The organism is Bradyrhizobium sp. CCGB12 (assembly GCF_024199845.1).
Taxonomy (GTDB): Bacteria; Pseudomonadota; Alphaproteobacteria; order Rhizobiales; family Xanthobacteraceae; genus Bradyrhizobium.
Genome location: NZ_JANADO010000001.1, coordinates 2,740,427 through 2,754,555 on the forward strand (window position 1 = coordinate 2,740,427; position 14,129 = coordinate 2,754,555).

A 14,129-nucleotide genomic window follows, 5' to 3' on the forward strand; every position below is an offset into this window, starting at 1 on the left:
GCGGCTTAAGCGGTTGTGGCGATGGCGGTTTCAGCGTAAGCGGAACCAATGGCCGAGACCTATCCAACTCCCCGTTTTGGAGCGCCCCGCGAGCCGAAATCGCCCGTAAATCCGGGCAGCGGGCTCGTGCGCATGCTCGATTTCGTCACGACCAGCAACGCCCGTGCGGTCGGCTTCCTGCTGGTGTGCGCGCTGCTCCTGTTCCTGCCAGGCTTCTTCACCATCCCGCCGATCGACCGCGACGAGGCGCGCTTTGCCCAGGCCACCAAGCAGATGGTCGAGAGCGGCGACTATGTCGACATCCGCTTCCAGGAAGACGTCCGTTACAAGAAGCCGGTCGGCATCTACTGGCTGCAATCGGCCGCTGTTGAAACCGCTGCGGCACTCAAGCTGCCGAAGGCCGAATTGCGCATCTGGGTCTACCGGCTGCCGTCGCTGTTGGGCGCGATCGGCGCCGTGCTCATGACCTATTGGGCAGCGCTCGGCTTTGTCACGCGGCGCGCCGCGGTGCTGGCGGCGCTGATGATGTGCGCTTCGGTGCTGCTCGGTGTCGAGGCGCGGCTCGCCAAAACCGACGCAATGCTGCTGTTCTGCGTGGTCGCCGCGATGGGGGCGATGGCGCGGGCCTATCTGTCCTGGCAGCGCGCCGAGGACGAGACCCATCCGCCCTGGAGCTGGCCGGCGATCTTCTGGAGCGCGTTGGCCGTCGGAATCCTGATCAAGGGTCCGCTGATCCTGATGTTCGTGGGCCTGACCATCGTGGCGCTGGCGATTCAGGACCGCGACGCCTCCTGGCTGTGGAAGCTGCGCCCGGTCTGGGGCCTGATGTGGACGCTGGTGCTGGTGCTGCCCTGGTTCGTCGCGATCTTCTGGCGCGCCGGCGATGCCTTCTTCGCCGATTCCGTCGGCGGCGATATGCTGAGCAAGCTCGGCGCCCAGGAATCCCATGGCGCGCCGCCCGGACTGTATCTGGCGCTGTTCTGGATCACGTTCTGGCCCGGTGCGCCGCTCGCGGCGATGGCGGCGCCTGCAGTGTGGCGGGCGCGGCGCGAGCCCGGCGCGCAGTTCCTGTTGGCCTGGCTGATCCCGTCCTGGATCGTGTTCGAGGCCGTGCTGACCAAGCTGCCGCATTACGTGCTGCCGCTGTACCCCGCGATCGCGATCCTGACCGCGGGCGCGCTGGAACGGCGTGTGCTGTCGCGGTCCTGGCTGATGCGCGGTGCGGCCTGGTGGTTCGCGATCCCCGCAGCCGCCTCGATCATCGCTGTGGTCGGCGCAGTGATGCTGACGCGCCAGCCGGCCTTCGTGGCCTGGCCGTTCATCGCGGCGTCGCTGATCTTCGGCCTGTTCGCCTGGTGGCTCTACGACAACAATCGCGCCGAGCGTTCGCTGCTCAATGCGCTCGTGGCCGCGCTGATGCTGGCGGTGACCGTCTACGGCATCGTGCTGCCGTCCTTGACCCCGCTGTTTCCGAGCATCGAGATCGCGCGCGCGCTTCGCAACGTTACCTGCGTCGGGCCGAAGGCGGCTGCTGCCGGCTATCACGAGCCCAGCCTCGTCTTCCTGACGGGCACCAAGACGCTGCTCACCGACGGTTCCGGCGCGGCCGACTTCCTGCGGCAGGGCACCTGTCGCTTCGCACTGATCGAGCAACGCTCGGAGCGCAGCTTCGTGCAGCGCGCCGAGGCGATCGGACTGCGTTACAAGGTCGGCACGCGCATCGACGGCTATAATTTCTCGCAAGGGCGTGCGATATCGATCTCCATCTTCCGCTCGGAAGGTACCGAATAGATGCCGGCCGCGAACGATATCGCGCCTCGCACGGGCTATCCCGCGCAATTGCTCGCGGTATCCTGGCATGCGCTGGCGCAGCTTGTCCGCACGCCCTCGCATTCGCGCCGCGCCGAGGCCGCCCGAAAGCTGGCGCGGCATTCGCTGTGGCTTAGCGTGGCAGGCGCAGCCCTGGTCATCGCGCTGATGCTCGCGTTCGACCAGACCGAGATCCTGTTGATGCCGGCACGCGGCACACCAAGCCTGTGGCCGATCCGCATCCTCACCGATTTCGGCAAGGACGAGTATGTGCTCTCGGTGCTGGGGGTTGTGCTGGTGGCCCTGGCGCTCGTTGCGGCCGGACTTCACGGCACCCGCCGTGCGCTGCTGCTCGGTCTCGGCACGCGCCTGCAATTCCTGTTTCTGTCTGTTGCCGCGTCGGTGTTCGTCGCCGAGATCCTGAAATATCTCATCGGCCGCGGACGTCCGTTCGTCGGCGGCAAGGCCGATCCCTTCAACTTCATTCCGTTCGAGGGAACGGGGGCCCATGCCAGCTTGCCGTCAGGCCATGCGGTGACGGCGTTCGCATTGGCGTTCGCGGTCTCGGCGCTGTGGCCGCGCCTGCGCGTCTTCATGTTCACTTACGCAATCGTGATCCTGCTGACACGATTGGTGCTGCTCGCGCATCACCCGAGCGACGTCGTGGCCGGCGCCCTGGTCGGCATGGTCGGCGCCATGGCGGTGCGCTACTGGTTCGCGGCGCGCCGGCTCGGCTTTGCTATCCGTGCCGACGGCACCATTGTGCCTCTTCCGGGGGCGATTTCAGGCCGCTTCAAAAGGGTTGCCCACGGGGCATCCGCCCCATAAAAGCGGCTGCCTGCCGGGCCGCCGGTTCCCCGAGGCAGGCCAATTCCAACCACGAGCCTTGATTTGTCGACGTTCCAGCCTTCGGTTTCCATCGTCGTTCCCGTGCGCAACGAAGCCGACAACGTCGCGCCGCTGATCGAGGAGATCACGGCAGCGCTCGATGGTCGCTGGGCCTATGAAATCATCTACGTCAACGACGGCTCGACCGATGCGACCGGTGAGCGGCTTGCCGCCATCATGACACAGCGGTCCAATCTGCGTCAGCTGCGCCATGCGAGATCGGGCGGCCAATCGGCGGCCGTGCGCAGCGGTGTGCGTGCGGCGCGCGGGGTGATCGTGGCGACGCTCGACGGCGATGGCCAGAACAATCCGGCCTTCCTGCCGGACCTCATCGCGGCGGTCGAGAAGGGAGCGGGGCGGGTCGGGCTCGCCGCCGGCCAGCGGATCGGGCGCAAGGACACCGGCTTCAAGAAGCTTCAGTCACGCATTGCGAACGGGGTTCGCAACGCGATCCTGAAGGACGGCACGCGCGACACCGGCTGCGGCCTGAAGGCGTTCCGGCGCGACGTTTTCCTGATGCTGCCCTATTTCGACGGGCTGCATCGCTTCCTGCCGGCGCTGGTCCGCCGCGAAGGCTACGACATCGCCTATGTCGATGTGATCGACCGGCCACGCCACTCCGGCGTATCGAATTATGGCTTCTTCGACCGGCTGTGGATCGGCATCATGGATCTCGCCGGCGTGTGGTGGCTGATCCGCCGAAAGAAGCCGACTCCAGATGTGACCGAGGTGAACGCATGATCATCCAATACGGTCAGGCGCTGAGCAACTATCTCTACGACGTCTTCGTCGCCAAGTTCGACTTCTGGCTCGCATTCGGCCTCGTCGCGCAATTGTTCTTCACCGCGCGATTTCTGGTGCAGTGGATCGCAAGCGAGCGCGCCGGCAACAGCGTGGTGCCGATGGCGTTCTGGTTCTGCTCGATGGGCGGCGGACTGATGACGCTGGTCTATGGCGTCGTGAAGCGCGAGCCGGTCATCATCCTCGGACAGTCGCTCGCGACCATCATCTACATCCGCAACATCATGCTGATCATCAAGAATCGCGGCAGCGGGTCGAAGACGCTGGACCGCTGACCGGGCTTCTACCGCGGCAACACCGACGCCGCGCCTGACGCGGGCAGGGCGGCCTGATCGGCCTCGTTCCGGCGATGATAGGGTTCGCCGGCCGCGTCCAGCACGGGATAGGCGACCGAGCAGATGTGCGAGTGGATGCGGCGCAGATCGCGCAGCACGTCCAGATGCAACGACGTGGTCTCGATGGTCTCGGGGCGGCCCTCGCGCAGCCGGTCGAGATGGCGCTCGACAGCGGCAAGCTCGGTGTTGCGCAGCGCCGTTTTCTCCACGAGCAGCTTGCGCGCCTCATTGGCGTCGCCCGACATGAAGACGCCGAAGGCGATGCGGAGCGAATCCATCGTGCGCTTGTGGAAGGCGGCGAGCTCCTCGGCGCCCTCGGCCGAGAACTGGAAGCGCCGCTTGATCTTTTTGGTGGCGAGTTCGCTCAGACTCTTATCGATGATGTCGCCGATATGTTCGAGGTTGATGGCGAAGGAGATGATCTCCATCGCGCGTCGTCCTTCGCTTTCGTCCAGGCTGCCCCGCATGAGCTTGGTCACGTAAAGCTTGATGGCCTCGTCGAGACCGTCGACGGCATTGTCCATCTTCGAGACCTGGTCGACCAGCGCACGGTCGCCGGTCATCATAGCCGCCATCACCTTGCGCAACATGACCTCGACGAGGTCGCCCATGCGCAGGGTCTCGCGGGCGGCGTCGGCGAGCGCCAGTGACGGCGTCTCCAGCGCGGTCTCGTCGAGATAGCGCGGGCGGGTTGGATCGGCCTCCTGGACGCGATCGGGCAGCAGCCGGGTCAACAGGCGCGACATGATATCGAGCAGGCCGATGAAGAGGACGGCGGTGCCGACGTTGAAGGCGATGTGGAACGCCGCCGTCATCCGCGCGAGATCGGGCTGCCAGGCGTGCATGTGCTCGGCGATCACGCCCAGGAAGGGCAGGACGAGAGCAATCCCGATCACGCGGTTGACGAGATTGCCGACCGGTAGGCGATAGCTCGCGGGATCGTCGCGCCTGGCACCCTCGAACACGGGATTGATGGCGCTGCCGAGATTGGCCCCGAGTACCAGCGCGAGGGCTGCGTAGGGCGTAATGAACTGCGAATAGGCCAGCGACATGATCAGCAGAACGCTGGCGACGCTCGAATGCACCGCCCAGGTGACGAGCGCGGCGATGACGATGCACAGAATGGGATCGCCCGTGATGGCCGACATCACGACACGGACGCCGGGCGCGTTCTCCGCCGGCGCCAGCGTGTCGAGCAGGATGTGCAGCGAGAGCAGCATCAGGCCGAGGCCGATGCAGACGCGGCCGATGTCCTTGATCCGCGATCGCGGGCCGGAGCGGAAGGCCACGAGCCCGAGCACGAACAGCACCGGTGCAACGGCCGCGATGTTGAACGACAGCACCTGCACGATCAGCGTCGTGCCGACATTGGCCCCGAGCATGATGGCGAGTGCGGCGGCGAGGGTGACGAGGCCCTCGGCGGCGAATGAACTGGTGATCAGGGCGGTCGCCGTGCTGCTCTGGAGCAGCGCGGTGAGCCCGAGGCCGGCGGCGAACGCGCTGAGGCGGTTGCTCAGCGCCTTGCCGAGCAGGCGGCGCAGGTCGGGACCAAAGGCGCGCAAGATCCCGCTGTGGACCATGTGCAGGCCCCACAGCAATAACGCAACGCCGCCCATGAGATCGAGCAGAACCAACGTTCCCATGCTCCGTGTCCTGATGAGAGTCGATTGGTGAGGCTAGCGCCAAACGGCAGCGGATCAAACCATTTGTTGGCGCATCGGCGTTAACGTTTGCGGCGGCTCCCCGTTCCCGCGGCGCGCATTTGCGCGTCCGCCGCGTCGCGCCCTTGCGCGTCGGCCGGTGCGATGCCGCGTCCTCAGGCCCGATGCCTTGTGAGCAGGCTCACATTTCCGCCTTCAGGGCGGCGAAGCCGCGATCGAGATCCGCCTTGAGGTCGTCGACGCTTTCGAGCCCGATGTGGAGGCGCAGCGTCGGACCGCCGGGCGCCCACTTGGTCGCGGTGCGATAGGCATCGCAATCGAAGGGAATCGCAAGGCTCTCGAAGCCGCCCCAGGAGAAGCCCATGCCGAACAGTTTCAGCGTGTTGAGCATGGTGTCGACGGCCTTCTGCGGGGCCGGCTTCAGCACGATGCTGAACAGGCCCGAGGCGCCCGTGAAGTCGCGCTTCCAGATCGCATGACCTGGATCGGTCTCCAGTCCCGGATGCAGCACGCGCGCGACCTCCGGTCTGGCCGCGAGCCAGCGCGCCATGTCGAGCCCCGAACGATGATGCTGCGCCAGCCGCACCGACAGAGTGCGCAGACCGCGCAGCGCCAGGAAGACGTCGTCGGGACCGGCGCAGACGCCGAGCAGGCGGATGCCTTCGGCAATCTGCGGCCAGGCCTTGGCGTTGGCCGAGATGGTGCCGAACATGATGTCGGAATGGCCGCCGATATATTTGGTGGCCGCCTGCATGCTGATGTCGACGCCCTGGTCGAGCGAGCGGTGATAGAGCGGCGTCGCCCAGGTGTTGTCGTCGATGACGAGCGCGCCGCGGGCATGCGCGACCTCGGCGATGGCGCGGATATCGGGCATCTCGAACGACTGCGAGCCTGGCGCCTCCACCAGAACGGCACGGGTGTTGGGCTTGAACAGCTTGTCGATGGCGGCGCCGATCATCGGATCGAAGTAGGTGGTCTCGACGCCATAGCGGGTGAGCATGCCGTTGCAGAAATTGCGCGAGGGCCGGTAGACGTTGTCGCAGACCAGGATGTGGTCGCCGGTCTTCAGCACCGAGAGCAGGGTAGTGGAGATCGCCGACAGCCCCGACGGCACGATGCCGACGCCGGCGCATTGCGGCCCCTCCAGCGCCATCAGCGTCTCCTGGAACGCCTTGGTGGTGGGGGAGCCGTGGCGGCCATAGGTGAACTCGCCGCGATGGGCGTGCAGGTCCTCGGCGGTCGGATAGAGCACGGTCGAGCCGTGGAACACCGGCGGATTGACGAACCCCTTCTGCGCCTTGGTGTCGCGGCCGGAGGTGACCAGCCGGGTCTCGGCCTGCTGCTGGGAGGAGTTCGAGGAATCCATGCGTCTGCCTTCAAAACCGCGTTTCCAGCGGGCGCGTCGCGCCCATGGGCTGGCCGAAAGGCCGCTGTCGTTAATAACAGAACACAGAAGAGTCCCGTCAACCCCTTGACCCGGAACGCCAGTCGTTCTGTGATGCGCAGGTGCTATTCAGTCGCCGCATGTTGAGGGGCCTGCCGCGACCTTTGATCCATCGCCTGACCGGACTTTGCGTCACAGCCATCATGGCGGGTGCCTTCCGGCGGGGATCAAGGTATGGCCTCCCGGGATCGGTGGGTGTTCGGCTAGGTTTTCCAGCATGACTCTTGCAAGGCTAGCCTTGGTACGATTAGCCCTGGCAGCGATGACCCCAAAGACAACGTTCCCGACCTTGAGACGACCTTGAAAGGCCCAAAGCCCATGAAACGCGTAACCCTGGCTCTCACTCTTGCTCTCGCCGCCGGCCTGTCTGCCCAAGCCGCCGATGCGCAAACGCTCAAGACCATCAAGGACCGGGGCATGCTGTCCTGCGGCGTCAGCCAAGGCCTGCCGGGCTTCTCGTCGCCCGACGACAAGGGCAACTGGACCGGCCTCGACGTCGACGTCTGCCGGGCCATCGCCGGCGCGATCTTCAACGATCCGACCAAGGTCAAGTACGTGCCGCTGTCCGCCAAGGATCGCTTCACGGCGTTGCAATCCGGCGAGATCGACGTGCTCTCGCGCAACACCACCTGGACCATCTCGCGCGACACCTCGCTCGGCGCCAACTTCACCGGCGTGACCTATTATGACGGGCAGGGGTTCATGGTGAAGAAGTCGCTCAAGGTGAACTCCGCGCTCGAGCTCAACAGCGCCTCGGTCTGCGTGCAGACCGGCACCACCACCGAGCAAAATCTCGCCGACTACTTCAAGGCCAACAACATGAAGTACGAGGTGATCGCGTTCGGCACCAACGACGAAACGGTCAAGGCCTACGAAGCTGGCCGCTGCGACGTCTTCACCACCGACCAGTCGGGCCTGTACGCCAATCGCCTCAAGCTTGCCAATCCCAACGACCATATGGTGCTCCCCGAAATCATCTCGAAGGAGCCGCTCGGGCCGATGGTGCGCCACGGCGACGACCAGTGGTTCGACATCGTGAAATGGACCCTGTTTGCGATGATCACCGCCGAAGAGCTCGGCGTGACCTCCAAGAATGTTGACGAGAAGGCGAAGCTGGAAAACCCGGAGCTGAAGCGCGTGCTCGGCAGCGACGGTAATTTCGGCGAACAGCTCGGCCTGACCAAGGACTGGGTGGTGCGGATCGTGAAGGCGGTCGGCAATTACGGCGAGGTATTCGATCGCAACGTCGGCGCGGGCTCGCCGCTCGCCATCAATCGCGGTCTCAACAATCTCTGGAACAAGGGCGGTCTCCAGTACGCGCCGCCGATCCGCTGATCGCCCTGATCCGCGGCTCGCGGCGATGAGCACCGAGGCCCGTAAACCGCCGCCCCAGATCGCGCTGAAGATAAGGCGCATGCTGGGCGGCAAGGCAGGCTGGAACGGCGTTGCCGTCCAGTTTGCCTTCGCGGCGATCCTGGGCTGGATCGGCTATGAGATCGTCTCCAACGCCCGCGCCAACCTCGAGAACCAGCACATTGCCGCCGGCTTCGGCTTCCTCCGGAACAATGCCGGCTTCGACGTCAATCAGACCCTGATCTCCTACACCGGCTCCGACACGTTCCTGCGCGTGTTCGTGGTCGGGCTTCTCAATACGCTCGTGGTCTCGGTGGTCGGCATTGTCTTCGCCACCGTGATCGGCTTCATCGTCGCGCTGTGCCGACTGTCGCCGAACTGGCTGCTGTCGCGCGTCGGCGAGATCTATGTCGAGATCATCCGCAATCTGCCGCTCCTGTTCCAGATCCTGTTCTGGTACCTCGCGGTGCTGGCGGCGCTGCCCAATCCGCGGCAGAGCATTTCGCTGCTTGGCATTGCCTTCATCAGCAATCGTGGCCTCGTCGTTCCCAGCCCGATCGGCGAGCCCGGCCTCGAGCCATTCCTGGCGATGCTGGCGCTCGGCATCGTCGCCGCATTGGCCCTGCGCATCTATGCGCGTCGCGCGCTGTTTCAGGAAGGGCGGATGATCCGGATCTGGCCCTATGTGTTGGGCCTGTTGTTCGGGCTGCCGCTGGCCACCATGCTGGTATCAGGTCTGCCTTTCACCTTCGAACTGCCGCAGCTCAAGGGGTTCAATTTCGCCGGCGGCTCGCGCATCATCCCGGAATTCGTGGCGCTGACGCTGGCGCTGTCGACCTATACCGCCGCCTTCATCGCCGAGATCGTGCGTGCCGGTATCCTGTCGGTCCACAAGGGACAGATGGAGGCGGGATCCTCCCTGGGCTTGAGCCGCGGCACCACGCTTCGTCTGATCGTCGTGCCGCAGGCCATGCGGGTCATCGTGCCGCCGCTGACCAACCAGTACCTCAATTTGACCAAGAATTCCTCGCTGGCGGTCGCGATCGGCTATCCTGACCTCGTGTCGGTCTTCGCCGGCACCTCGCTGAGCCAGACCGGGCAGGCGATCGAGATCATCGCCATGACGATGGGCGTTTATCTCCTGATCTCCCTCGTCACCAGCGCGATCATGAGCGTCTATGGTTGGCGCGTCAGCCGGAGCCTCGGCGCATGAGCGATATCACCACGTCCACCTTCGTCCGTCATGACCTGGTCGCCGAGCGTCCTGCGCCAATCAAGACCACAGGCTTCATCGGCGTGCTGCGCACCCGCCTGTTCAATTCGCCGACCAACATCCTGCTCACGATCGTGGGCGCTTTGCTGCTCTGGTTCACCATCATTCCCTCCGTCAAGTTCCTGATGGTCGATGCGGTCTGGACCGGTCAGGACCGCGCCGCCTGCCTGACCGAGAATGCCGGCTTTGCGGTCGGCGCCTGCTGGCCCTACATCCAGGCCAAGCTGCCGCAGCTGATCTACGGCTTCTATCCCGAGGCCGAACGCTGGCGGGTCAATCTCACTTTCGTCTTGGCAATAGCCCTGCTGGTGCCGATGCTCGTTCCACGGCTGCCGGCGAAGGGCCTGAATGCCAGCCTGTTCTTCGTCGCCTTTCCGGTGGTCGCATTCTTCCTGCTGCACGGCGGCGGCATCAAGGGCTTCGGCCTGAGCTGGACGGCCGGCCTGCTGCAATTGTTCGACGAGAGCATCATCGGTGCCGGGCAGGCGCTGCTCAGTCTCAGCAAGACCTCTGCCGTCGCTCCGCTGCTGTGGGTCGTCGGAAGCCTCATCGTGCTGGTCGGCACGGTAATCTCCTGGCTGATCTTTCCGCTCACCTGGCTGCGCGATCACATCCAGGGGATGGCGCAGCCGGTTTGGGCCGATTTCGCGGTCACGGCCGCGATCGCGTGCCTGATCGCCTTCGTTCTCGGCGGCGGCGTTCGCACCGGCGGGCGGGCTCTGGCATCCAGCATCGCCACCTTCATTGCCATCGCCATCGTCATCACGTTGATGGGCCTCGACCGTGGCGGATTGCCGGTCGTGTCAACCAATCTATGGGGCGGGCTTCTGGTGACCCTGGTGGTCTCCGTCACCGGCATCGTCACCTCGCTGCCGATCGGCATCGCGCTGGCGCTCGGCCGCCGTTCCACCATTCCGCTGATCAGGATATTCTCGATCGCCTTCATCGAGTTCTGGCGCGGCGTGCCGCTGATCACCGTGCTGTTCTTCGCCACCTACATGCTGCCGCTGTTCCTGCCCGGCAATTTCTCCGTCGACGGCCTCGTGCGCGCTCTGATAGGCATTGCGCTGTTCACGGGAGCCTATCAGGCCGAGAACGTCCGCGGTGGCCTCGCCGCGATTCCGCGCGGGCAAGGCGAGGCCGCCGCGGCCCTGGGGCTGTCCTGGTGGAAGACGACCTCGCTGATCGTGCTGCCGCAGGCGCTGCGCCACGTCATTCCGAACCTCGTCAACAGCTTCATCTCGCTGTTCAAGGACACCTCGCTGGTCTCGATCGTGGCGCTGTTCGATCTGCTCGGCTCGCTTCGCGCCTCGTTCTCGGATCCGAAATGGTCGACGCCGTCGACCGCGTTTACCGGCTTTGCCTTTGCCGGCATCATCTACTTCATCTTCTGCTTTGGAATGTCGCGCTACTCGCTCTTCGTCGAGCACCGCCTCAACGCTCACCGCCGCAACTGATGGAGCTCACCATGTCCGACCCCATCGTCAAGATTTCCGGCCTCAACAAATGGTACGGCGAGTTTCACGTCCTGCGCGACATCGACCTCGAGGTCCACAAGGGCGAGCGCATCGTGATCTGCGGGCCCTCGGGCTCGGGCAAGTCGACGCTGATCCGCTGCATCAACGCGCTGGAGGAATTCCAGGAGGGCGAGATCGTCGTCGACGGCATCGAGCTCGGGCCGAACCTCAAGCATATCGACGCGGTACGCCGCGAGGTCGGGATGGTGTTCCAGAGCTTCAATCTGTTCCCGCACCTCACGGTCCTCGATAATTGCACGCTGGCGCCGATCTGGGTGCGCAACATCCCCAAGAAGGATGCCGAGGAGACCGCCATGAAATTCCTGGAGCGGGTCAAGATCCCGCACCAGGCCAACAAGTTTCCGGGCCAGATGTCCGGCGGCCAGCAGCAGCGCGTCGCGATCGCCCGCGCCCTGACCATGAACCCGAAGGTGATGCTGTTCGACGAGCCGACCTCGGCGCTCGACCCCGAAATGGTCAAGGAAGTCCTCGACACCATGGTCGACCTCGCCGAGGAGGGCATGACCATGCTGGTCGTGACCCACGAGATGGGCTTTGCCCGCGAGGTCGCCAACCGCGTCGTGTTCATGGACGCCGGCCAGATCATCGAGGCCAACACGCCGAACGAGTTCTTCGCCGCCCCGCAGCACGCCCGCACAAAACTGTTCCTGAGCCAGATCCTGCGCTGAGCCCCGGGAAATCCCGGGGGCGTCCCCGGTCAAGCCGATCGGCCGGCCCCGGCCGCGAATCAGTTAGACTCTCTCCGGGCCATCCTCCGGAGAGACACCTTGCAGAGCAGCGGCGGCGCGCGCGCGTTCCAGAACGCGCGATTGCAGAAAAAATTGATGAAGCAGGCGGACGCCATCATCTCCGCCGCGGCCGCCGCTTATGGCCAGGGCAAATATGCCGAGACCGAGACGCTCTGCCGTGAGATCCTGAAAGCAATTCCGGATCATGTCGACGCCATGCACCTGCTCGGCATGTGCGCGCATGACGGCCGGCGCCTGGAGGAGGCGCAACAGCTGCTTGAACGCGTGATCGAGCTCGATCCGCGCCTGCACGATGCCCATAACAATCTCGCGACCGTCCATTTCGACCTTGGTGACTACGAAGGGGCGCGGCGGTGTCAGGAGAAGGCCATCGCGCTCAAGCCGAATTTCGTGGTCGCGCTAACCAATCTCGGCAACACGCTGATGCATCTGGGGCGGTTCGGAGAGGCGCTCGAGCTGCACGAGCGCGCCATCAAGCTGAAGCCGGATTGTGCCGATGCGTTCTGCAATCGCGGCATGGTCGAGATCTTGCTGGGACAGATCACTCGCGCAAAGGAAAGTTTCGATCGCGCCCTGCTGTTTCAGCCGCGCCACGCGGAGGCTATGGTCGGCAAGGGCATGGTCAGCATCGAGCTGCGGCACCACGACGAGGCGGCGGCCAAGTTTGCCATGGCCCTCGCGATCAAGCCCGGCTCGCCGAGGATCCTGGCCCAGCGTGGGCGGCTCAGTTTCGAGCTGCAGCGGCTCGACGAGGCACTTGGCGATTTCGAGGCTGCGCTGGCGATCTCCCCCAAGCTCGAACTTGCCCTGCGGGGGAAGGCACAGACCTGCCTCATCCAGGGTAAGACCGCGCAGGCGATTGCCGCCGCCACGACCTTGATCGAGCAAAATCCGCGCTCCGAAATCGGGGTGGCGCTGATGGGCTTCGCCTATTCAAACCAGGGAGAGATCGACACCGCGATCGAATATCTCGATCGCGCGTTGGCGATCCGACCGGACTATGGGGATGCGATCAGAGGCAAGATCTTCTTGCAGGATTACCGCGCCGAGGCCGATTTCGCGGTCCAGCAGGCGGTGCGACGGGAGTGGTGGGACCGGATCGGGGCCAAGCAGCCGCGAAGGACGCTGCCGCAGCGGCCGCGTGATCCGGAAAAGCGGATCGTGGTCGGCTACGTCGCTGCCGAATTCCGGCAACACTCGGCCGGCCTCACCTTGCTGCCGGTGCTGCGCCATCACGATCACGCCAAGTTTGAGATCATCTGCTATTATTGCTGGCCTGTGCAGGATGAGTACACCGCCAAGTTCAAGCCACTCGCGGACGTCTGGGTCGACGCCTGGCAGATGTCGGACGACGAACTGGCCGACCGCATTCAGGCCGACAATGTCGATATCCTGATCGACGTTTCGGGCCACACGACCGGTAACAGACTCAATGCTTTCGCGCGGAAGCCGGCCCCGATCCAGGCCACGGGCTTCGGACACGCGACGGGCACGGGCATGCAGACCATGGACTACGTGCTCGCGGATCCCATTTTCATTCCGCCATCGGTTCGGCACTTGTTTCCCGAAAAGATCTACGATCTGCCGTGCCTGATCACGATGGAGCCCGTCTCGGATCAGCAGCCCTCCGAGCTGCCGATGCTCCGCAACGGCTACGTCACCTTCGGCGTGTTCAACCGCATCTACAAGATCTCGGACGATGCGATCCGTGTGTGGTCGCGTGTGATGCAAGAGGTGCCGGGATCGAAGATCATCCTCAAGCATGGGCTGCTCGATGATCCCCTGCTGCGCGACAGCCTGGTCGCGCGATTCGTGGCCCAGGGCATTGCCGAGGAGAATATCACCTGCCTCGGCTCCACCTCGCGCAACGACCATCTGCTGGCCTTTGCCAATATCGATATTTCTCTCGATACGTTCCCGCAGAATGGCGGCATCAGCACCTGGGAATCGCTCTACAAGGGTGTTCCCGTCGTGGCCAAGCTCGGCAACGGAGCCTCCTCGCGTGCCGGTGCCTCCATCGTGGCTGCCGTCGGCCTCAGCGACTGGGTCGCAGAGGATGACGAGGGCTATGTCGAGATCGCCCGCAAATTTGCGACGCAGCCCGATCACCTCGTGAAGTTGCGCGCAGGGCTGCCGGCTCAGATCGCAGCTTCGCCGGCCGGCAATGTCGAGATCTACACGCGTGAGCTCGAGGCGGGTTACCGCCAGTTCTGGCGCGACTATTGTGCCGCTGCCTCGGAAGGCGACGACGTTGCGTAGGCAGGTCGGTTGCGTCCCC

Annotated in this window: 11 protein-coding genes; 9 read left to right on the forward strand and 2 right to left on the reverse strand. The window is 64.7% G+C overall.

Annotated elements, in window-relative coordinates; translation table 11 throughout:
* The first annotated feature begins 48 nt into the window (after positions 1-48).
* The 4 genes from NLM27_RS13200 (at position 49) to NLM27_RS13215 (ending at position 3,773) form a co-directional block, all read left to right on the forward strand.
* On the forward strand, positions 49-1,791 hold the full coding sequence (locus NLM27_RS13200) for a glycosyltransferase family 39 protein (protein ID WP_254143704.1): 1,743 nt from the start codon (positions 49-51) through the stop codon (positions 1,789-1,791).
* Positions 1,792-2,637 (forward strand): phosphatase PAP2 family protein, encoded by an 846-nt coding sequence (locus NLM27_RS13205; RefSeq protein WP_254143705.1) that lies wholly within the window; start codon positions 1,792-1,794, stop codon positions 2,635-2,637.
* 63 nt (positions 2,638-2,700) lie between these two features.
* Entirely contained in the window at positions 2,701-3,438 is a 738-nt protein-coding gene (locus NLM27_RS13210) for a glycosyltransferase family 2 protein (protein WP_254143706.1), read from the forward strand.
* Positions 3,435-3,773 carry a lipid-A-disaccharide synthase N-terminal domain-containing protein gene (locus NLM27_RS13215; protein ID WP_254143707.1) on the forward strand — a complete coding sequence of 113 codons (339 nt, stop codon included), beginning with the start codon at positions 3,435-3,437 and terminating at the stop codon, positions 3,771-3,773. The genes NLM27_RS13210 and NLM27_RS13215 overlap by 4 nt, the downstream gene beginning before the upstream one ends.
* An 8-nt stretch (positions 3,774-3,781) precedes the next feature.
* Here the strand turns inward: NLM27_RS13215 and NLM27_RS13220 are convergent, their stop codons facing one another.
* The gene (locus NLM27_RS13220) at positions 3,782-5,476 is read right to left on the reverse strand and encodes a Na/Pi cotransporter family protein (RefSeq protein ID WP_254143708.1); all 1,695 of its coding nucleotides are present in this window, start codon (positions 5,474-5,476) and stop codon (positions 3,782-3,784) included.
* A 199-nt stretch (positions 5,477-5,675) separates the two neighbouring features.
* Positions 5,676-6,860, reverse strand: coding sequence for a cystathionine beta-lyase (gene metC, locus NLM27_RS13225; RefSeq protein ID WP_254143709.1), 1,185 nt, complete (start codon positions 6,858-6,860; stop codon positions 5,676-5,678).
* Positions 6,861-7,256: 396 nt separating this feature from the next.
* Between metC and NLM27_RS13230 the strand changes: the two genes are divergently transcribed.
* The 5 genes from NLM27_RS13230 (at position 7,257) to NLM27_RS13250 (ending at position 14,110) form a co-directional block, all read left to right on the forward strand.
* Positions 7,257-8,273, forward strand: a complete 1,017-nt coding sequence (locus NLM27_RS13230; protein WP_254143710.1) for an amino acid ABC transporter substrate-binding protein — start codon at positions 7,257-7,259, stop codon at positions 8,271-8,273.
* A gap of 25 nt (positions 8,274-8,298) precedes the next feature.
* Entirely contained in the window at positions 8,299-9,504 is a 1,206-nt protein-coding gene (locus NLM27_RS13235; protein ID WP_254143711.1) for an amino acid ABC transporter permease, read from the forward strand.
* Positions 9,501-11,021 (forward strand): amino acid ABC transporter permease, encoded by a 1,521-nt coding sequence (locus NLM27_RS13240; protein WP_254143712.1) that lies wholly within the window; start codon positions 9,501-9,503, stop codon positions 11,019-11,021. The genes NLM27_RS13235 and NLM27_RS13240 overlap by 4 nt, the downstream gene beginning before the upstream one ends.
* 11 nt (positions 11,022-11,032) lie before the next feature.
* Positions 11,033-11,770 (forward strand): amino acid ABC transporter ATP-binding protein, encoded by a 738-nt coding sequence (locus NLM27_RS13245; RefSeq protein ID WP_254143713.1) that lies wholly within the window; start codon positions 11,033-11,035, stop codon positions 11,768-11,770.
* A 99-nt stretch (positions 11,771-11,869) separates the two neighbouring features.
* Positions 11,870-14,110 carry a tetratricopeptide repeat protein gene (locus NLM27_RS13250; RefSeq protein ID WP_254143714.1) on the forward strand — a complete coding sequence of 747 codons (2,241 nt, stop codon included), beginning with the start codon at positions 11,870-11,872 and terminating at the stop codon, positions 14,108-14,110.
* The last annotated feature ends 19 nt before the right edge of the window (positions 14,111-14,129 follow it).